Raw genomic sequence first — 18,145 nt, forward strand, 5'->3', positions numbered from 1 at the left:
GTATAATCTTTATTTTAGGAGTTTTTATGGAATATGTAGAGTTTATAAAGCTAATGCTAAGTGATGGGAGTTTTAATGCTGGAGTTTTGGTTGGGTTTATTTTTGGTTGCTTTTGTATGGGATGGCATAAGGATAAAGAAATAAAAAACAGATGGAGAGAAATAGAAGATAAAAATGAACAACTAGACAAAGCAGAAAGAAGAAGGGTTGAAGAGATAGAAGATAAAAGAAAAGAAATAAAAGAGCTAAAAGAAGAAATAGCCTCTTTAAAAATAGCCCTTAGTGCTAGAGAGTTTAAGTCATAGCTTATTCTTGTGGCTTTATTAGTTGTAGCTCTATTTTTGCACCTTTAAAAACCGGCTCATTAAAGACAATGCTATTTTCTTCTATTTCAAAATCAGAAAACAAAGAACCATTTATAAAGCACATACATTCAGCCTTGCTTACAAGTGTGTAGGCAAGTGGAAAGCTTAAATCTTCACCATTTGCAACAATCTCAAATCTACCAACAGCAGTGCCACCTTTTAGAGAGGCATTTTCTTCTAAGATTGAAAAAATAACATCTCCACCACCATTTACCTCGCATTCTAGGCTTTGGTTTTGCGATACCTTTAAATCTCTTATAATCTTCCCAGAAAACTCATGTCTAGCTAACTCCTCTCCTGTGCTTGAGAGGACCTTTACATTTCCGCCGTTATTTCCATTTATAAAAACATCCACACTAGAGCCAAATGCAAATGGCACTCTAAAAGGACTTTGTCCACTTAAGTTTTTAATCATTTTCAATCCTTTTTGCTTTGCATTCTAGGAAGATTTAAGTGAATTTGTAAGGGTGAAAAAGTAGCTATACCATCACGCACGGGGTTTTTATATATTTATTCTCTCTTAGAGAGTTAAGCTCGATTACGAATTTTTCTACGCTTAAAGTGTATAGTTGTTCATATACACTTAGTTTTGCTATTGAATCTTGTGTATTTTGCACCGATAGAAGACTTTTTAGCACTCCATAGATTAAGACATCTCTAGCCTTTGGACTTAGCATTGTTAATCTTGTCTCTTTGTCTAGCTTTACGCTCATATTTAATCTCACTTCTACATCGGAGTTTAATATATGTGTTAAAACATAGCAGTAAGGATTGATATAACAAATCCCATTTAGATGGCTTAACTCTAGCTCTACACCTCCTACCTTTGCACTTTTAAATCCTAGTGCTGCGTTGCTTAGATTTAGTCTTACTTCTCCAGTTTTAATTATGTAGCTTTGGATATTTAGTGAATAATCAGAAACTATCTTATTTACTTCATTTTCTAATTCACAAAGAAGCTCATAATCACTAAAACTAACATCTTTTTGCAAATTTGGCAAATCCCTTAGTCTGCTTCTTAATGCTAGTATTAAGTCAGAGACAAGCATTAGATGACCTTGAAAATATTTTGTTTTGGCATATCTAGTATCTCATCTTCTAGCTCTTTAATCTTTTCTAGTTGTAGTTTTTTGTATTTTAGCTCACTTAGTATTTCTAAGATTCTAATAAAACTAAAAAGTTCACTTTGAAGAGAAACTGCTTGAAGATGGAGTGACGCCATAAAGCGTTGCTCTACTAAATGCTTATAATCAAGCACATTTACAAAAGCTTTTTCTGCCTTTTCTTCTAGCTTTTTAGTTAGTTCTTCTTTTGCATCTACTTTTAAAAACTCATTTTCGGCTACTTCTTTTACTTCACTTTCTATTACAGATTCTAGATTCCCATTTTCTTTTAGATATTTTATAAAGACATCTTTAGGAATGCTTAGTAATTCATTCTTGTTAGCACTCAAAAAATCATTAAGGAGGCTATTAGCATTATTAGTTATAACTTCTGGGATAGAATCTAGTTTGTCTTTTGTGTCATTTTTCTTTTGTTCTATTTCTTTTTTAGAATTATCAAGGAATGTATAGTATTCACCTTCTTTATTGCTAATAGCCTCGTTAATAACTTTTATATTCTCTAGTCTATTTTGCTCTTTAAACTCTAGTGCTACCTTTTGTGAGATAGTATTTAGAGGCAAATTTACTTCTAACTTTTCTACTATATTTTCTAAATTTTCAAAAAATAATTCATTTAGCTTAGTATTTACTTGCTCTTGTGTGTTTGTCTTTAGAGATTCTAATTCTAAGTTTTGGAGGGCTTTTAACTCATCTTTGAAGCTCACACTTAAGGTTTTGAAGTCATCTTTTAGTATTTCTTTGCTTCTTTGTGGCAAAGAGGATAGTAGTTCCTCTTTTGCTATTTCAAAGTCTTGTGCTATTTGCTCTATTTTTTGTAATTTTTCTAGCAGCATTTTAATACTCGACTAAAATTGTTGATGGTAGAAAATACATAACTCTAAGTCTTGCTTCACCTTTAGAAGACGCCCCGCTTAGAGTTACATTGATACTTCCCATTTCATTTGCATGTAGCGGACGGCTTGCCGTATGCACCATTTTTTCATCTAATGCTAGATTGCTAGAAAATAGCTCATTTTCATCATTAAAACCAATTGACGCAGTAACTCCTAAATCAAAAGGTTCTACTATTTCTAAAGATACAGAAATAACTTCAGCTCCTTCTCTTAATGCACAAAGTGGATACCTAGTGCCTTTAGAAATATCAGCCTTAAGCCCTGATACTGCAAGATAAGCTACATTATGAACTCTCTGTCTCATTAATCCTCCTTAGAATAAAATATGCCAATAGTTGCAAAGTCTGTATCGTGGTATGGACTGCTTACATCTTCATCATTTATAAATCTAGCCTTGGCAATAGTCATAATCCTATCAATACCAACAACCATTTTCCTTCCTACATCTTGTGTATCATCAATATATACCGTTGGTTTCTCTTGTCCTACAAACACAAGCGAAGAAGCACCAATTAACGCACCAATACACACACTTTGATCTCCAGCATATGAGTGTGGCGGTGTTATTTTGTTTTTTTGGACATTTTTTATATTTAGATTTGCTCTAAATTCACTCTCACTTACATCAGAGTTAAGTAATCCTACTTGCATATCACTCCAAGTATTCATATCAATTACAGGACAATTATCAATCACACCTATAAATCCACTAAAGAGGTTATTATCTAGTCCTCTTTTGTCCATTTTTTGTAGCTCTATCCATTCAGGGTCGTTTCGCAATTGCTCTGCACCAATAGTATCAATTAGTATCGCATAAGAATACACCCTTGTTTGGATGCCATTTATTGTCTTTTTTGTGATTTTTAGTGGCTTTATTGGGAATTTTGGCATACCATTAAACCCTATCCCACGCTTAGCCATGTAAATTGCTCTTCTAATTGCCTTTACATTTAGCTTATCACCTCTTACTATCTTTCTTGTTGAAGTTTGGACATCTGCATCATCTTTAGTGTCCTTGTATCCAGTAGTTCCATCACATACGACACAATTTGTAAAGTCATTGCTTAAAGAGGCGATTATTTGCTTATCTCTTCTATCTCTCATCCAGTTTTTAAGGCTATCAATGCCCTCTTTTAAAAAGTCAATTTGTGTTATTGCGTGCTCTAACTTATGTTTGCTTTTAAGTGCATTACCTATTACTTCAGGATAGGTCGTTAGAGAATAAATTGTCATTTTGTCATAATTTGTATCAAAGTCAGCATTTCCAACCACACCACTACCGCTTAGAGCTCCCTTTAGTCTTGGGCGATATGGTTCTAGTGCATTTCCTTTTACCTCATATGCTCTTAAGCCTCTTTCTTCTCCTTTTCCTATTAGTGGCTCCCACACAGAATCTTCCCAACTAGCTTTTTCTATATGCTTTGCGATATTTACCGCTACATTTGGATCATCTCTCCATTCATTTAGCTTAATGCTATTTAAATCCGCCATTGTTGCTCCTTAATTTGATTTTTAAGGAATAATAAAAATAATTAGAAATCTTTGTAAGGGGTAGTTTTAAAGCAGTATTTTGTATAATTTTATCCCACCATTAAGGTGGGAATTCAAAACCAAAGGCGTTTTATGAAAAACTCCAAAAAACGCTTTAAAGAATTATACCTAAAAATTAGATTCTTTAAGATTCTATTTGAATTTAGGTTTAGGCTTTAAAGCAAGGCGGTTTTCCGCCTTTGGTTTTTACCACTTACAAAACTTCTCCTAACTTCTTACAATTATCAAAAAAGGCTAAATATGGCACTAAAGAATAAAGAAGAGATAAAAATCTATTACAAAACACACAAAGAATCAATTAGAGAAGTAGCAAAGAGATTTGACATAAGCTATCGCACACTAGCACACTGGGTGAAAAATGAAGGTTGGCAAAAAGGAGAAGCACTAGAATCTATAAAAGGCGAGGTAGTGCAAAATAAGCTACTAAAAAAAGAGTTTGGCAGTGCATTATATTTCCAAAGTGAAAGCATAAAACAACAAATAAAAGACAATCTAGGCGATGAAGTGCATTTTGTAGATCAGATTATTTTAGATTCAATACTAGAAGATACAACAAGTAAGCTTCTACTAGAGGCTATGAATTTAAATGAGGTAAATAAAAACATAGCACTCTCTGCACTAATAGCTAAAAATGAAATGCTAAAAATGGCAAAAGTCGCTAAAGAAAAGGGAGATCCGATACTAATTGCAGCAGCTGAAAAGGTGCAAAGAATGAATATCGAGCTAAAAGAGGCAATCTATGGCAAGGAATCTTTAGAAAGCAAAGAAAACCCACTGGATAGTTTAAGCACACAAGAGCTAGAAAAACTACTAAAAAGCCTCTAGCAACTGCTTCTTTTAAGTAGTGATAGGAACATTATTTCTTTTCTTTGTTTTGTAATTACTTCGATATTTAATGCACTTTCTGCTTTTATAGAATCTAAATACTCTTTAGATGTCCTAAACTCTTCCACCCAAGATTTTTTTAGTTCATTTAAATGAGCGTAGAGTTGTTTGTTGTTCCTATTTAGATATTCTGTAATTGTTGAGACTAGCTCACTATCAGCAATATTTAGGGTAGAAAATGCCCCTCTTGCATACTCTAAGGCTTCCACACATCGCACACGAAATTCATTTAGCTTAGCATTCATTAGTGCATCATTATCTAGTGCAGTGCTTATTAGATCTTGGAGATTCTTAACTTGCACTTCTAGTGAGGCTAAGTCTAGCTTAAATCTATCTAGTGTGCTTTGTGCCATTTCTTCAAACTCACTTAAAAACTCCCTTGCTAACTCACCTAGCCGTCGCAATACCTCTTCGCTTTGCAATGCAAAGCTATCTACTTCGTTTTTTATTTCTTCTTTAAAAGATTCTATTATGTTGTTTTTTTCATCTTCAAAGGCTTGTATTATCTTTTCTTTCTCACTCCTAAAGTAGTTTAGGTTACTTTCAATTATTTCTCTTTGCCCCTCTAGCTCTTCTAAGATTCCATTAATTAACTCCGCATCAAAATCAAAGTCTTTTATTACTTCCCACTTAGAATTTATCTCACTTGCTATTACTTCTATTTGCTCTCTTTGGGCGTCTATTGCTGCTTTTATTGCTTCATAGATTCCTAAATTTGCATTCATATCACCTATTGCAGTCTCTACATTTGCTTCTGCTTCTTCTACTTTTTTAACCGCTTCTTCTGCCCTCTCCCATAACTCTGCATTTTGTTTTAAAAACTCATCTACTTTTTTGTTAAACTCCTCTTTTGCCTCTTCTAGGCTAAGAGAAGAATCTTTTAATAGCTCCATTGCTGCTTTAAACTCATCTATCAAGCTTAAATGTGAGTTGTAAATTTCTTGTGTTAAGATTAGTGTGTTGCTTATTTGTGCTAGAAATGGCGTGTTTTTACCTATCATTTCAAGCAAGGATTCCAAGTCATCTCTTTCCATGTGTAGCCTTTTTTTCTTTGTATTTTAGGGCTTTCTGTGCTTTATTGTAAGGGTGAAAATTGAGAGACCAAACCTACCTCATATCTACGCCATTTTTGCTAGCTATCTCACCACTTGTATTTTCCGCTATATTCCTTGCTGCTTCACCTTGTGCTTGATATTTTAGTGCTTTTGCATTTAGTTCGTTTATTTGTGCTTGTAGCTTTTGTAGCTCTAGTTGCATTAATGCTTGTTGCTCTTGTGGTATTTGTTGTTTTTTTGCCTCTTGGGCCTGTATGACTTCTTCTATATCTGCAATTATTGGACTATCTGTATCTTTTAGCATTAGTGGCAATAACGCTGGAGCCAATGAAGGATTAGCAGAAGCAATAGTCTTTAGTATCTCACTCCAGTGAGCAAATCTCTCTTCTCTTCCTAGTGTTTTCAAGCTTGATTTAAAGGCTAGATCAAATTTGCCTACTTGGATTTTATTAATTGAATCGCTATCAAGTTTAAAGTATCTATCACCCACCTTTTTATCTACTATTTTAAAGACTTGCTCTTTTGTGTAGTAGAGTTTTATATAATTTATCACTTTGCTAAAAATTAGTCTATCCATATCATCACTAACTTTAATGTAGTCTTGCAAACTCATAAGCCCCGCATCTCTTCTTTGCTGTATTGCTAAGCCACTTTGTCTTGTGCCACCTAGTCCCATTACTTCATCGTTTACACCGCTTAGCACTTTTGCTAGTTGTCTTTTTTCTGCTACTTTTTGGCTAATTATTCCTATATCGCTTTTTGTATCAATGAATTTTATTTTCTCTAGCCCATTTGGCTTAATAGCAGTGAAGCTATTATCAAGTGAGGCAGATTCTACAAAGGCTTCCTTATCGCTTACTGCGTCTTCTTCGTAAAATGCCTTAAAAGAGCCTATCATATTGCTCATTCTATTTTCAGCATAGTTTATATAATCTTGCATAGGCTTTATGTCTCTAAAGATTCCATAGAAGTTGTTTTTATAATCAATGTTGAATTTTGAAATTATAAATGGGTGACTAGAATCTTTAAAGGGAGATTGTTCGGCTAGAAATATTTTATTATCCATTTGCCAAATGTATCTGTTCCAGCACCCGTTTTCTTTAATCCAGCTTTCTATTAGCACCACTCTTTCTATAAACTCTCCGTCGTTGTAGGTATTAAAATCTTTTGAATTAAAGTGTTCTTCTGCGTCTTTTATATCCATGTCAAGCACTTTATGGAATCTCTTAGCATCTAGTGCGTTTTTATCAAGTGAGTATTTGTCAATAACAAAAGAAAGTGGCGGTATTTCTTTTAGAGAAATAAGAACATCATCGTCTATCTTTTCTACAAATATCTCAACAACTCCAATTCCCAAAATAAGCGATAAATCTCGCTTAATTATTTCTCTATCATAATGCTCACTTTGAGAAAAGACGCCTAGAAGATCATTTAACATATTTGCTAAAGGCTTGTCTTCTTCTTGTCTCCCGCTTACTTTTATTTCCTGTATGCTTTGAGTTTTATAGCCTAGAATCTTATTTACAATAGCACGAAATAGATTTTCAACTATTGGTTCTTGGTTTCTGCTTTCAATTATGCTTAAAACCGCTTGTGGAAGTTGATTGCCGTGATAGTATTCTAGTGCTTCTTTATATTCTCTAAAACTAGAGCTAGAGGCTTCTAAATCAACATTAAAGAGTTGTTTTAATTCTTCTACATTCATTTTTCAAATAACCGCAAGAAGCTAAAAAAACAACACAACAAAAGTAAAACCAACACAAAATCCCAAAAACAAACCGATCATATTTAATCCTTGCAAAATTTAAGCTAGATTGTAGAGTAAAAAGTAAGTAAAAATAAGGGATAATTTAGGAATTGGCTATTTGCGTCTGTATTCTTTTGGGTTTATAGGATTATCTTCTTTCCATAAACCTTGCTTTTCTCTTCTTGCTTTTATTTCCAGTTTTTTGTTCCAATTATTATAACTCCAAGCATATCCATTTTGCAAGAGTGTTTTATTAACATTTCTTTCATCGCAATACAAAACTCCAAGATGTCTTTTGTATCTGTCAATGCCCTTAAGTTCTACCTTCGCCTTTTTATTTTTACACATTTTTTGCAATTCTTCTTTTGCTTCTTTTCCATATTCCTGTTTTAGCTCTGGTGTATCTATTCCATATAGTCGCAACTTTTCTTCTTTGCCATCAAGCATTATTCTTAAAGTATCACCATCGTAAATACTGACTACATAAATATCCTTACAAAAAGAAAAAGAAACAAGATATATTATTAGGACAATCTTTCTCATTTATCTACCTATTAAAATACGCTATTTTCTCATTTAATTCTACTAGCTTTTTTATATCATTTTTATTTCTTGCATATTGTGCTTGTGTTCTTAAGTGTTTTAGGTATATTTGCTTTATCATTTTATTTAGTTCTTCATAGCTAAAGGGTATTATCTTAGAATCTAGCTCTAGTTCTAACACTCTTTTAGTTTTTTTTCCTAACAATAGCTCTTTATAATCGCTCTCCCACTCTCCTAGCTCCTCTCCACTTAGATAATTTACTGCATTGTTTATATAGGATTCTTCTTGGCTTAGCGTTTTTATAAATCTTGCGTTATTGTCCTTTCTACTAACTAATACTTGCTTTGTGTTATAAAATATGCTCTCTCTAATTCCTAGCACTTCTTTTGTTACGTTTATTAGCCTCTCTTTTAGGAAGTAGTTGTTTTGTGCTTTTATTATTTCTGTTGCGTTCTTTAGTGCTACTTGTTTGTCTAATTTTTTTAGAAAATACCTAAAACCATCTTCTTTTTTTAGCTTTAACTCCTCTCTTTTTTGCAAGACTTCTCCAATATCTTTAGTATTATTTTCCAAAGTAGCAACAAAGCAATCAAACACACTAGCCTTAAAGCATACCTCTAATGCTCGTAAATTCGCCGCCTCTCCCGCACTATCATTATCAAAGCAAAAGATAATCTTCACCTCTCCTCTTAATTTTAACAATAATGACAAATGAGAGAGACAAAAGGCAGTGCCACAAGTAGCAACGCAATTACTAAAGCCCATTTTAGAGAGTGCAATACAATCAAAAAACCCCTCTAAAACATATGCTTCTCCACTTTTAATAATAGAATCTTTGGCTAAATGTAGGTTGTATAGAATCTCGCTTTTATTAAAGATATGTGAGTTTTTGGAGTTTATATACTTTCCTTGATCTTTGAAGTTATAAAATGGGTGGGTCCTACCAGAAAACCCAACAATCTTCCCACTAGAATTACATATACCAAAAGAGATTCTATTATTTAGAGAAAAATACTTAAAGTCTTTGTAATTATACACAGCACCTAGAGTATGGAGTGCCTTTATCTCTTCAACACTAAAGGCATTTAGATTTATTTTAGGCACAAACCCTATGTTATATGTCTTAAAGTCTTCTAACTCTAGTCCTCTTTTTTGTAAGTATTTAATTATTCTCTCATCTATTAGAGATTCTAAAAAGAGTGCATTTAACTTCTCTAATGCATTAAAAAATACTTTATTATTACTACTGCTTTTTAATTCTACTCCTAGCTTATTTGCTAGAAACTCTATTGCCTCTTTGAAAGTTATGTGCTTGTATTTTTCGATAAATTTTATTACATCTCCACTCTCTCCACAGCCAAAGCAATGATATATCTGCATTTTAGGGCTAATTGTAAAAGATGCACTCCTTTCACTATGAAACGGACAGGCACATACAAAGTTAGCTCCACTTCTCTTTAAAGGTAAAAAGTCGCTAATAATCTCAACTATATCAGCCTTGCTCTTTATTATCTCAACCAAATTTATCCCTTTTTATGTTTATTGTATTTTCTTATAATTATCTCGCCTTTTAAGGCAAACCATTTTTACCCAATCTTTCTCTCTTTATCTAGCCTTTTGGCTAGATAAATACAATTTCAATTTCATCTTTTATTTCTTGTTCACTAAAGCGTAAGCTCTTAGGATTAAAATATATTTCATTTTTGAAGTGTTTGCCTGTTTGCTTGTTTTTCTTTATTAAAAACAGCCTTCTTTTTGAATCATACTCATTTTGCCTTTCTGTTAGATCATCACTTTTTGGCTTAACTCTCTCTAGTCTAACAATAATACTTGCTTCATGCCCACCCTTTTTGCTTCCTAGTGGAGTATCTTTGTCAGTTTTGCTTGTTTGAATTATAAGTAACACTACAATCTCTAAAGAATGGCAAAGCTTAGCAAGTATTGAAAATTTCGAACTTTCATCTTCTTCATCTCTTTTGTTTGATTTTGGTGTTGTTATTCTCATTTGTGAATCTATTAAGAAGAATTTCACGCCCTTTTTAGAGAGTGCTTTAATATTCTCTGCTATTTCAGTTATGCAATAGCCATCATTTATGATTATTAGATTTGTAGCATTTACTAGCTCACTATTCTCCCGCCTTTTAAGATAGCTATCAATGGTAAATTCAAAAGAGAAAAAACAAGCCTTAGTTAAATGTGTAATCTCCTCGATTAACTGCAATCCAAACATAGTCTTCCCAGCTTCAGGATCTCCACTAATTAGCACTAACTGCCCTAGCTCCAAGCCTCCTTCAAGTGCATTATCAAAAAAGCTCATATTTGTTTTATACTTTGGATATTTCTTTTTGTTTTTGTAGATTTCTAGCCATTCGTTTAAATTTAGATATTCTTTAATATCTATCTCTAGCTCTTTTTCAAAAGCAGTTAAATCAAGCAAAGTATTAGTTGCACTTGCACTAAGAAGCCTTTTGCCTATGTCTTTTTGCAAATTTATTTTATAGCTTTCTTTAAAGATTCCAGCTAGATTTATATAGCTTGGATTTGGCTCACTTAATAGCATATCAGCAAAATATCCATCACTTTTAACTTTATCACTTAGAGAGGATTCTAAAGTGCTTAAAGTTAATACACCTTTATCCTTTAGCTCTAAAATAACCTCTAAAATCTCTCTAGCTTGGACACTAAAAAGCCTAGCATTTACTTTCTCTAAAAAGTTATCAATATCGCTTGGATAATACACAAAAGATATTAGAATTTCTAATTCTAGCTCTTTCACCTAATAGCCTTTTTATACCATTTTGGAAGCTTTAAGAGTAATTCATCTAAAAAATAAGAAGTTAGTATTAACTCCTCTTCATATCTGCTTCCTTCAAAGTTTTTTATCTTTGCTTTCTTTGCTTTTTTATTTGATTCTTCTTTTAAAACACTAAAGAGTGCTTGTAAAATATCCTTTAAACTCCTTGCTTCTTTAGCTACTAAAAGCAAATAAAATTCTCTAAAATCCAAAGTAAAAGGTAGCTCACAAAAGAGTGCAAAGACTTCATTTTCTACTGCTTCATCTCTTAGCAGATTTCTAATTTCATCACAAAACTCATAACAATCCACATTTAATCCTTCACACTATACAAACTAACACAACTAAAAAACAAATTCTCCCTCCCTAATGCCTCTACATACTCACGCAAGGCAAGTTTCAAAAATCGATTCTTTGATATATGCTCTCTCTTTGAATATCTGTGTAGGTTTTTTATTGTTACTTTTCTTAGTTTGAATTTTTTTCGCTTTTTGGAAAGCTTTTGCCTTTTTAAAACCATCTTCATTGCCTCCATAAATCCTCATTCTTAAAGCTCTCTCAACAACTGCACTCCTGCTCACACCGCTAAAATCAGCCAACATTGCTATTAGCTCTAATTCCTCATCAGTTAGAGAAAATGGACTGCTATGCTCTTTTGTAAATACGCTTCTTACCTTTTTTCTCTTCTTTTTCATTTTTAGCTCCTGTATTCTTCTACTTTTGCTCTTGCTTCTTCTAGGCTTATGTCGTATTTCGCCATAAAAAAGGCTTCTTGTTGGCTTAGATTTTTGTTATTTGCTAGTAGCTCTCTTGCCTTTGTGTAGTAGCTTTCTTTTTTGTCTTTTTGTTTTTGTAGCGGTTTTAATGCACCTCTTTTAGGCTTTAATTCAAATACACCTAGATAGCCATTTGCTATTGAATTATCCAAACAAGAGACAATATCGCTTCCATTTTGCTTGTAGCCTATTAGCTTTTTTAAGAGATTTTGCACAGATAGAAGCGTTAGAGGCTTTTTAATACCACGCCTATAAGCTAGAAACTCCTTTAGCTTCTCCCTCTCTCGTTCATCTAGCATAGTAGTATCTAATTTGTCTTCTAAAGATTCTTTAGCCTTCTTACCTGCTTTTAGGATTAGGGAGATAAGTTGTTTCCCTTTTTCAATTTTAAAAATTGGCTCCATTAAAGATTCTTGTTTTTTATTATATATATTATTTTTTATAATGCTTTGCACTTTTCCGCTATGCGGTTTTTTGTCAAGCGGTAGAAGTTGTGTGTTTTGTGTGGTTTCTATCTTCTTATCTTCAAAATTGTTTTCAATACTAAAAGATTCTAAAGAAGCATTTATTCCTACTTCTAATTGCTCTTTTGTTTCTATATAATTATCAGAATCTAGCCTTTTAGCTACAAAATCGCACAAGGTATAGTGTGCGTTTAAAAACTTGCCATTTTCCTTTATTTGCTCATATTTTAATAACCCTGCTTCTTTTAGCTCTTTAATCGATAATCTAATAGCCCTCTCACTACTTTGTAGAACACTAGCAACCTTGCCAACATGAATCTGCCACAAATTCGGCAAAGACTTAAGATACATATAAAGTAGCTTACTAAGTGGCTTTAGCTCTAGCTCAAATATTTCATTTGTGCAGATAAAAAAGCTACCTTCTAGTTTCTTAGATGTGTTATTACTTACCAACATCTTGCACTCCTTTTATATTTTTCTACTTGTTGTTTTAGCTTTTCGTATTTAGATTTTTTGATAATTACATACTCATCTTCTGTTCTCTCATCTGTAATGCTTTTTATATCCTCTAGCCTAATAGAAAAAGGAAAAATTTTAGCTCCAATTATTTTTAAAATAGTCATCTCACACTTCCTTTATCGTTACTGCATGGACATTTTTGGCAGTTATTTCATAAGTGGCACCACACTTACATTCATATTTAATTACCTCATTAAGTTTATAAGGAATTTCAAACTGGGTAGAACATGAATGACAGTTAGTTAGTTTGTCAAATTTGTTTCCTCTCATAAAGTTTATAAAGTCTAATGTTAATTTTTCCATTTGTTCTCCTTATTTATATTTTCTTGCAAATCTATTAGATATTCATAGACTACATCAAGACTTATAAACATATCTGAATAAGCTATTTTTATACTATCATATATGTAAATACATATATCAAACTTATCACGGTTAGCAACACGCTTAAAAATATCCCATTTAAGAGTATAATATTTATGCTCCGAAACATCTTTCTTTAGTGCGTTATCTAATATTTTCATAATCTTATTGTATAAATCTATTTTAGTCATACTTACTCCTTATCTAGTAATTCAGGATTCTTATGTATATTGCCTATAACTTCAAGTGATTTTAGATTAAGTTCATGCAAACAGCTATCCTCAAACACAATAAAACCGCTATCGTATGAAAAACTAACTACATTTATATTGCCTTTGCTATCTTGTAAAATATCCCCTTCGTATATATCATTGCCATTTTTATCTTTTAGCCCTGTGAAAAGCTCGATTTCAGCTTCATCATCTTTATAATATTCTGCATGCACTCCCCAGAGATTTTTATCTCTTATACCGTTAACATTTTCATAACTATAGACAAAAACCTTAAACCAATTTTCTCTTTTATGTTCTTCATTAAAATGAAAATTTATAGAACAATCTTTAGTTCTAAACCTATTTTTATTTTTATCCCAAATCCTAAAATCAAAATTTTGTAGTTTCATAATCCCTCCATAAAAATATTTCGTTCGTTTATCTTTGCTTCTAGCTCTTTTATCTTGTTTTGTAGTCTAGTGTAGTCCTTTTCTCTTATTATTAGATACTTCTCACTTCCACCCCACTTTACTATCTCTTTTACATCATTTAGTTGTATATATGTGGAATCTGGTCTTTTGTAATACTTCACTGCTAGTGTCATTGTGTATCCTTTATTAAAAACATTGGATTAATTTCTATTGCATATTTTCCTAGATCTTCACCTCTCTCAATAGAATCTATAAACTCATCTAGTCTTTTGGCGAATATTGAATGATTCGTATCTGCAAAAGCAAAGCGAATCTTTTTATTTGCTTTCTTGTAGCTATCTTTAAGCTTTATTAGTTCATCTAGTCTATACCAAACACCTGCAGGTTTTAGCTTGATATTAGACTTAGGTATGATATAACCTCTACTTCTTATGTAAGCCATAAAACACGCACGAATATTTGAATTAGCTAACATGCTTAAGTTATAGTATCTCATACACCCTCCTTGCTATCAAAAGCTATAGCCAAATACACGCTAAACCCTACACCAACACCCAACATGAAAGAAAAAAATCACTCATTTTTTCACTCCTTTAAACACATCCACTATCTTCAAGCTATTGCCTTTTAGAAATATAAGCCCCTCAAACACATAGTAAAACTTTGAATCATAAAAACCATTACTGCCAATAAAAACCATTTTTAACCTTTCTTTAGAGTTGTTCTTTTATATTGTTTAAAAATATTGCTCTTTGTTCATTCTCATTATCTAAATATTTTGCATAGACTTGATAGGTCATATTTAGATTCTTGTGTCCTAACATCTTGCACCCTACCCACATTGGGTTTTCCTTTTGCTGTAGCATTATTGAAGCAAATGTATGTCTTGTCGTATAAATTGTCCTCTCTTCTAATCCTAGATTTCTTAAGGCTTTTTTATACCTAGTTTGTATACTACGCTCAACTTTAGTTGCTTGTTTATCGTGTTTTAAAAACACATAATAGGTAGGTTTCATTTTTTGAGATTTTAGAAGTTCTAGTGCTTCTTTTACTGGAGGGAGCATATCAATTATTCTAAATGAACTTGCAGTCTTTGGAGTGCCTTCTTCATAGTCTCCTATTGTTGCTCTTATATTAATTTTATTGTTAGTAAAGTCAATATCTTGCCATTTTAATGCTAAAATCTCACCCTTTCTAGCACCTGTAAAAAAGGCTATCTTCAAATAACAATAAGTAGTTATGTCCATTGTTTTTGCAACACTTAGAATGCTTTTTACTTCATTTAAGCTAAAAGGTTTGTTTTCCTTTTTTTGCACTTTAGCTTTTATCTTTTTAATTGCTTGTGGAATCTGATCTATAACACCATCATTATAAGCTAAGCGTAAAATCTCATTTAATGCAAATGTAGTTAATGATATGGTGCTTTTTGAATACTCTCTTATTGCTAATTCTCGCTGAAGTTCTTCTATATCTTTAGAACCAATAGTGCAAACCACTCTATCACCAAATATTGTTAGTAATCTCTTTAGAGATGTTTTTATTGCCTTGTATGTGTTTGGTTTTAAATGTGTATATGTGTGAAGCAATAAATTAGAATAATCACTAAGCTTAGTATCATCGATGACTTGAATATCTTTTTTAGATTCAAAATCTTGTAACATGGAAGTTATTGAATCGATATTCTTTGTTTTTGCTATTTGTCTTGCCAATCTTCTAATTTTTGCGTTTTTTGTGCCAACCCTCTCTAAAGTCGTAACATCGCCACTTTCTATAATCTCATCAACGACATGAGAGGGCGAATTTTCTAAAATTTGACTATTTTGTGCCAAATAATCTGACACATAATCACAAAAGTGTGCCATTACTGATTGACGATTTTCTTTATTATAAACCAGTCCAGTTGAAAATCTTATCCTTCTATTTTTAATTGTGGTATCTATGTGTAGCTTACCATTTCTATTTACCAATCTTTGTCGCATTTTTACTCCTTGTTTTAAAAGGCGTAATTTAACAAAATGCTATTTATGGGAGTTTTTAGCTAATTATATATTCTTATTTTATGAAATTTATAAAGCTTATTTTTAGGAGTAACTTTCAGTTGTTAGAGGCTTCTATATTTATATAGGGTGGGCTACTACCCCCCTACCTAAACTTCAAAATGTTTCTAAAGATTCCTTTATATAGTTGGATTATTTATCCTATAATATAGCCTACTATAAGGTGGGATAATGATTGAAAATCTAACATTTGGGTATTGTTCTATTATAGAAAATAAATGCCTTTTTGCATAAGTAAGTTGCTTTTGTATATCTAGTGTGTTATTTATAGGAGTGAATGCCCCTAAAGTTTTTACATTTTTTAGTTGCCTCATAACAGATCTTAACTCGACACTTTGGTCTTCATCTTCATAATATTTAATCCAATTAGAAAATCCACCAAAAGTCTTTATATTAAATTGCTCCCAGTCCATAAGCTTCTCTAACTCCACCTTTTTACCAACACAATCTTCAGAAGTAGAATATCTTAATGCACAAAACAAAAATTTAACATTGTAATAAATTTTAAAATCATTCAAAAAAGATTCATCATACAAATAATCAAATTTAATTACATCTTGCGTTACTGCCATTAGTAGCATTAGTGGATCTAGTGAGTATATTATGTGTTTTGGATTTTTGTGTTTTAGTATATATTTTAAAACCACCTCTCTTTCATTAAATGTAGAACCATTTAGTGAGATATTTACAAATTTGCCACCCAAAACTTCACTAGCCTTCTTAGCAGAGCTCCAAGTAAGCATAGAGCTACCCAAGATATATGAATCAAAGTCGTAATTATCAATGATTCCTTTAGCTTGAATCCTCATATCATCACTATAACTCTCATCTCTAAAGTAAGGTTTATGGTATATCATAAATGGGTCATAAACATAAAGCAAAGCCACAAGAGAAATAACAAAAGGTAATGGAAAAATAAAAAAATAAATAAAAAATCGCATACTAAAACCTAAAAGTTAAAATAAATAAATTTCACATATGGCACAGCACCCATATAAATAACAGAAGCGTAAAATAAGATTCCAGAAAAAATAGCACTCTTTTTATTGTCCTTAAAATTTTCTAACATTTCTATGCTATTTTTAAGGTATAAAACAAATAGCACCCCACACACCAAAACTAAAAGCTTCATATAGTCAATGCTTAATTCACCTATCCAAACCACCCCAAACATACCTTTTAGTAGATTAATAGCCCCACTTACATTCTCGCTTCTAAAAAATATCCAAGATATATTTAAAAAGTTAAAGGTAATAAACCAACATAATGCTTTATAGAATAATGTATTAAAAAATGCAAAATCTTTTTTTATAGTGCTATATATTCTATGACTAACCATAGCTATACCATGTAATGCACCCCAAATAACAAACCCATATCCAGCTCCATGCCATATACCACTTAAAAAAGCTACTATAAATAAATTAATTAAAGTTCTACCAAATGTTAGTTTATTTCCTCCAAGAGGAATATATAAATACTCTTTTAGAAATCTCCCTAAAGTAATATGCCATCTACGCCAAAAGTCAGTTATATTTAATGCCTTATATGGAGAATTAAAGTTTATTGGTAGCATTATCCCAAACAATAATCCTAATCCAATAGCCATATCACAATAACCACTAAAATCAAAATAAAGTTGAAATGTATATGATAGTGAAGTAACCCAAGATTCAAAGATATTTAAAACTCCTCCACCTTCAACTATCTTAAATCCACTATCAGCCCATTTAGCAAATGAATCTGCAATATATACTTTTTTAAAAAGTCCAATAGAAAATATAAAGATTCCTTTTATTGCCTTTTGCAAAGAAACATTATTGTTTTTAAATTGAGGCATCATCTCACTATGATGAACTATAGGACCTGCTATTAGTTGAGGGAAGAAACTAACAAATAGACAATAATCTAAAAATGTATTATTATCTATCTTTTGCCTATAAGTATCAACTAAAAATGCAATTTGTTGAAATGTAAAAAATGAAATAGCTAAAGGAAGAACTATATTTAATATAGGAACTTCAATGTTTATATTAAAAAACAAAGTTAGAAGTCTAAAGTTTTCTAAGAAAAATGTCGTATATTTGAATATAAATAGCAATAAAAGATTAAAACAAATACCAACTATTAGTCTATATTTTGCCCCCCCCCCCGCAGAGAGTATGCTTTTATGTAAAAGGAAGTTTATAATTATTGAAAATAATAAAAGTGGTAAATATAAAAAATTCCAAAATCCATAGAAAAATAAACTACCACATAATAAAAATACTTTAGCATAGACAAAATTATAAAAACGCAATATATAAAAACCAATTAGCATAATTGGAAGAAATGCAAAGATAAATATGTATGAGCTAAAGAGCAT

25 protein-coding genes are annotated in these 18,145 nt (G+C 31.7%); 2 read left to right on the forward strand and 23 right to left on the reverse strand.

Going from position 1 to position 18,145, the window contains the following annotated elements; genetic code table 11:
- The coding region (locus PF022_RS01445) for a coiled-coil domain-containing protein (RefSeq protein ID WP_271022556.1) at positions 1-305 on the forward strand (305 nt) is incomplete at its 5' end.
- Between the two features lies 1 nt (position 306).
- On the opposite strand, the gene PF022_RS01450 is transcribed toward PF022_RS01445, so the two are convergent.
- The 5 genes from PF022_RS01450 to PF022_RS01470 form a co-directional block, all read right to left on the reverse strand.
- A complete protein-coding gene (locus tag PF022_RS01450) occupies positions 307-780 on the reverse strand; it encodes a hypothetical protein (protein ID WP_271022557.1) in 474 nt (157 codons plus the stop codon).
- 64 nt (positions 781-844) lie between these two features.
- Complete coding sequence (locus PF022_RS01455) at positions 845-1,414, reverse strand: hypothetical protein (protein ID WP_271022558.1); 570 nt, start codon at positions 1,412-1,414, stop codon at positions 845-847.
- A complete protein-coding gene (locus PF022_RS01460; protein ID WP_271022559.1) occupies positions 1,414-2,322 on the reverse strand; it encodes a hypothetical protein in 909 nt (302 codons plus the stop codon). Before PF022_RS01460 ends, PF022_RS01455 begins: the two co-directional genes overlap by 1 nt.
- A gap of 1 nt (position 2,323) precedes the next feature.
- Positions 2,324-2,686: a hypothetical protein gene (locus tag PF022_RS01465; protein ID WP_271022560.1), complete on the reverse strand. Its 363-nt coding sequence runs from the start codon at positions 2,684-2,686 to the stop codon at positions 2,324-2,326.
- The gene (locus PF022_RS01470; RefSeq protein WP_271022562.1) at positions 2,686-3,873 is read right to left on the reverse strand and encodes a phage capsid family protein; all 1,188 of its coding nucleotides are present in this window, start codon (positions 3,871-3,873) and stop codon (positions 2,686-2,688) included. The genes PF022_RS01465 and PF022_RS01470 overlap by 1 nt, the downstream gene beginning before the upstream one ends.
- Positions 3,874-4,173: 300 nt before the next feature.
- Here PF022_RS01470 and PF022_RS01475 point away from each other — a divergent pair, with 300 nt between their 5' ends.
- Positions 4,174-4,758, forward strand: coding sequence for a helix-turn-helix domain-containing protein (locus PF022_RS01475; RefSeq protein ID WP_271022563.1), 585 nt, complete (start codon positions 4,174-4,176; stop codon positions 4,756-4,758).
- Here PF022_RS01475 and PF022_RS01480 read toward each other — a convergent pair.
- From PF022_RS01480 to PF022_RS01565, 18 genes are all read right to left on the reverse strand, one after another.
- On the reverse strand, positions 4,755-5,852 hold the full coding sequence (locus PF022_RS01480) for a hypothetical protein (RefSeq protein WP_271022564.1): 1,098 nt from the start codon (positions 5,850-5,852) through the stop codon (positions 4,755-4,757). The genes PF022_RS01475 and PF022_RS01480 overlap by 4 nt on opposite strands.
- A 73-nt stretch (positions 5,853-5,925) precedes the next feature.
- Positions 5,926-7,578, reverse strand: a complete 1,653-nt coding sequence (locus PF022_RS01485) for a portal protein (RefSeq protein ID WP_271022565.1) — start codon at positions 7,576-7,578, stop codon at positions 5,926-5,928.
- 156 nt (positions 7,579-7,734) lie between these two features.
- Positions 7,735-8,163, reverse strand: coding sequence for a thermonuclease family protein (locus PF022_RS01490; protein ID WP_271022567.1), 429 nt, complete (start codon positions 8,161-8,163; stop codon positions 7,735-7,737).
- A gap of 4 nt (positions 8,164-8,167) precedes the next feature.
- Positions 8,168-9,685 (reverse strand): DNA primase, encoded by a 1,518-nt coding sequence (dnaG, locus tag PF022_RS01495; protein WP_271022568.1) that lies wholly within the window; start codon positions 9,683-9,685, stop codon positions 8,168-8,170.
- A 100-nt stretch (positions 9,686-9,785) separates the two neighbouring features.
- Positions 9,786-10,940 carry an RAD55 family ATPase gene (locus PF022_RS01500; RefSeq protein ID WP_271022570.1) on the reverse strand — a complete coding sequence of 385 codons (1,155 nt, stop codon included), beginning with the start codon at positions 10,938-10,940 and terminating at the stop codon, positions 9,786-9,788.
- Positions 10,937-11,269, reverse strand: a complete 333-nt coding sequence (locus PF022_RS01505; RefSeq protein WP_271022572.1) for a hypothetical protein — start codon at positions 11,267-11,269, stop codon at positions 10,937-10,939. The genes PF022_RS01500 and PF022_RS01505 overlap by 4 nt, the downstream gene beginning before the upstream one ends.
- Positions 11,270-11,341: 72 nt before the next feature.
- The gene (locus PF022_RS01510; RefSeq protein WP_271022574.1) at positions 11,342-11,653 is read right to left on the reverse strand and encodes a ribbon-helix-helix domain-containing protein; all 312 of its coding nucleotides are present in this window, start codon (positions 11,651-11,653) and stop codon (positions 11,342-11,344) included.
- Between the two features lie 2 nt (positions 11,654-11,655).
- Complete coding sequence (locus PF022_RS01515) at positions 11,656-12,654, reverse strand: hypothetical protein (protein ID WP_271022576.1); 999 nt, start codon at positions 12,652-12,654, stop codon at positions 11,656-11,658.
- The gene (locus tag PF022_RS01520) at positions 12,645-12,821 is read right to left on the reverse strand and encodes a hypothetical protein (RefSeq protein ID WP_271022577.1); all 177 of its coding nucleotides are present in this window, start codon (positions 12,819-12,821) and stop codon (positions 12,645-12,647) included. The genes PF022_RS01515 and PF022_RS01520 overlap by 10 nt, the downstream gene beginning before the upstream one ends.
- A 1-nt stretch (position 12,822) precedes the next feature.
- Positions 12,823-13,020, reverse strand: coding sequence for a hypothetical protein (locus PF022_RS01525; protein ID WP_271022579.1), 198 nt, complete (start codon positions 13,018-13,020; stop codon positions 12,823-12,825).
- A complete protein-coding gene (locus PF022_RS01530) occupies positions 13,008-13,271 on the reverse strand; it encodes a hypothetical protein (protein ID WP_271022580.1) in 264 nt (87 codons plus the stop codon). Before PF022_RS01530 ends, PF022_RS01525 begins: the two co-directional genes overlap by 13 nt.
- Positions 13,272-13,273: 2 nt before the next feature.
- On the reverse strand, positions 13,274-13,702 hold the full coding sequence (locus PF022_RS01535; RefSeq protein WP_271022582.1) for a YopX family protein: 429 nt from the start codon (positions 13,700-13,702) through the stop codon (positions 13,274-13,276).
- Positions 13,699-13,896: a hypothetical protein gene (locus PF022_RS01540; RefSeq protein WP_271022583.1), complete on the reverse strand. Its 198-nt coding sequence runs from the start codon at positions 13,894-13,896 to the stop codon at positions 13,699-13,701. The genes PF022_RS01535 and PF022_RS01540 overlap by 4 nt, the downstream gene beginning before the upstream one ends.
- Positions 13,893-14,219 carry a hypothetical protein gene (locus PF022_RS01545; RefSeq protein ID WP_271022584.1) on the reverse strand — a complete coding sequence of 109 codons (327 nt, stop codon included), beginning with the start codon at positions 14,217-14,219 and terminating at the stop codon, positions 13,893-13,895. The genes PF022_RS01540 and PF022_RS01545 overlap by 4 nt, the downstream gene beginning before the upstream one ends.
- Before the next feature lie 81 nt (positions 14,220-14,300).
- A complete protein-coding gene (locus PF022_RS01550; RefSeq protein WP_271022586.1) occupies positions 14,301-14,423 on the reverse strand; it encodes a hypothetical protein in 123 nt (40 codons plus the stop codon).
- Between the two features lie 13 nt (positions 14,424-14,436).
- A complete protein-coding gene (locus PF022_RS01555) occupies positions 14,437-15,702 on the reverse strand; it encodes a tyrosine-type recombinase/integrase (RefSeq protein WP_271022587.1) in 1,266 nt (421 codons plus the stop codon).
- A 197-nt stretch (positions 15,703-15,899) separates the two neighbouring features.
- Positions 15,900-16,721: a hypothetical protein gene (locus PF022_RS01560; RefSeq protein WP_271022588.1), complete on the reverse strand. Its 822-nt coding sequence runs from the start codon at positions 16,719-16,721 to the stop codon at positions 15,900-15,902.
- An 8-nt stretch (positions 16,722-16,729) separates the two neighbouring features.
- On the reverse strand, positions 16,730-18,145 hold the full coding sequence (locus PF022_RS01565; RefSeq protein WP_271022589.1) for an MBOAT family O-acyltransferase: 1,416 nt from the start codon (positions 18,143-18,145) through the stop codon (positions 16,730-16,732).

Origin of the sequence: Helicobacter sp. WB40 (genome assembly GCF_027859275.1) — a bacterium.
Classification (GTDB): Bacteria; Campylobacterota; Campylobacteria; order Campylobacterales; family Helicobacteraceae; genus Helicobacter_D; species Helicobacter_D ibis.

What these genes read in the sequence shown, in the direction of transcription:
- PF022_RS01465 (WP_271022560.1), bottom strand. Translation starts at nt 2,686, where the DNA reads ATGAGACAGAGAGTTCATAATGTAGCTTATCTTGCAGTATCAGGGCTT.
- PF022_RS01545 (WP_271022584.1), bottom strand. Translation starts at nt 14,219, where the DNA reads ATGAGATACTATAACTTAAGCATGTTAGCTAATTCAAATATTCGTGCG.
- PF022_RS01525 (WP_271022579.1), bottom strand. Translation starts at nt 13,020, where the DNA reads ATGGAAAAATTAACATTAGACTTTATAAACTTTATGAGAGGAAACAAA.
- PF022_RS01470 (WP_271022562.1), bottom strand. Translation starts at nt 3,873, where the DNA reads ATGGCGGATTTAAATAGCATTAAGCTAAATGAATGGAGAGATGATCCA.
- PF022_RS01535 (WP_271022582.1), bottom strand. Translation starts at nt 13,702, where the DNA reads ATGAAACTACAAAATTTTGATTTTAGGATTTGGGATAAAAATAAAAAT.
- PF022_RS01450 (WP_271022557.1), bottom strand. Translation starts at nt 780, where the DNA reads ATGATTAAAAACTTAAGTGGACAAAGTCCTTTTAGAGTGCCATTTGCA.
- PF022_RS01460 (WP_271022559.1), bottom strand. Translation starts at nt 2,322, where the DNA reads ATGCTGCTAGAAAAATTACAAAAAATAGAGCAAATAGCACAAGACTTT.
- PF022_RS01550 (WP_271022586.1), bottom strand. Translation starts at nt 14,423, where the DNA reads ATGGTTTTTATTGGCAGTAATGGTTTTTATGATTCAAAGTTTTACTAT.
- PF022_RS01540 (WP_271022583.1), bottom strand. Translation starts at nt 13,896, where the DNA reads ATGACACTAGCAGTGAAGTATTACAAAAGACCAGATTCCACATATATA.
- PF022_RS01485 (WP_271022565.1), bottom strand. Translation starts at nt 7,578, where the DNA reads ATGAATGTAGAAGAATTAAAACAACTCTTTAATGTTGATTTAGAAGCC.
- PF022_RS01480 (WP_271022564.1), bottom strand. Translation starts at nt 5,852, where the DNA reads ATGGAAAGAGATGACTTGGAATCCTTGCTTGAAATGATAGGTAAAAAC.
- PF022_RS01510 (WP_271022574.1), bottom strand. Translation starts at nt 11,653, where the DNA reads ATGAAAAAGAAGAGAAAAAAGGTAAGAAGCGTATTTACAAAAGAGCAT.
- PF022_RS01455 (WP_271022558.1), bottom strand. Translation starts at nt 1,414, where the DNA reads ATGCTTGTCTCTGACTTAATACTAGCATTAAGAAGCAGACTAAGGGAT.
- PF022_RS01515 (WP_271022576.1), bottom strand. Translation starts at nt 12,654, where the DNA reads ATGTTGGTAAGTAATAACACATCTAAGAAACTAGAAGGTAGCTTTTTT.
- PF022_RS01530 (WP_271022580.1), bottom strand. Translation starts at nt 13,271, where the DNA reads ATGACTAAAATAGATTTATACAATAAGATTATGAAAATATTAGATAAC.
- PF022_RS01565 (WP_271022589.1), bottom strand. Translation starts at nt 18,145, where the DNA reads ATGCTCTTTAGCTCATACATATTTATCTTTGCATTTCTTCCAATTATG.
- PF022_RS01520 (WP_271022577.1), bottom strand. Translation starts at nt 12,821, where the DNA reads ATGACTATTTTAAAAATAATTGGAGCTAAAATTTTTCCTTTTTCTATT.
- PF022_RS01560 (WP_271022588.1), bottom strand. Translation starts at nt 16,721, where the DNA reads ATGCGATTTTTTATTTATTTTTTTATTTTTCCATTACCTTTTGTTATT.
- PF022_RS01475 (WP_271022563.1), top strand. Translation starts at nt 4,174, where the DNA reads ATGGCACTAAAGAATAAAGAAGAGATAAAAATCTATTACAAAACACAC.
- PF022_RS01490 (WP_271022567.1), bottom strand. Translation starts at nt 8,163, where the DNA reads ATGAGAAAGATTGTCCTAATAATATATCTTGTTTCTTTTTCTTTTTGT.
- PF022_RS01555 (WP_271022587.1), bottom strand. Translation starts at nt 15,702, where the DNA reads ATGCGACAAAGATTGGTAAATAGAAATGGTAAGCTACACATAGATACC.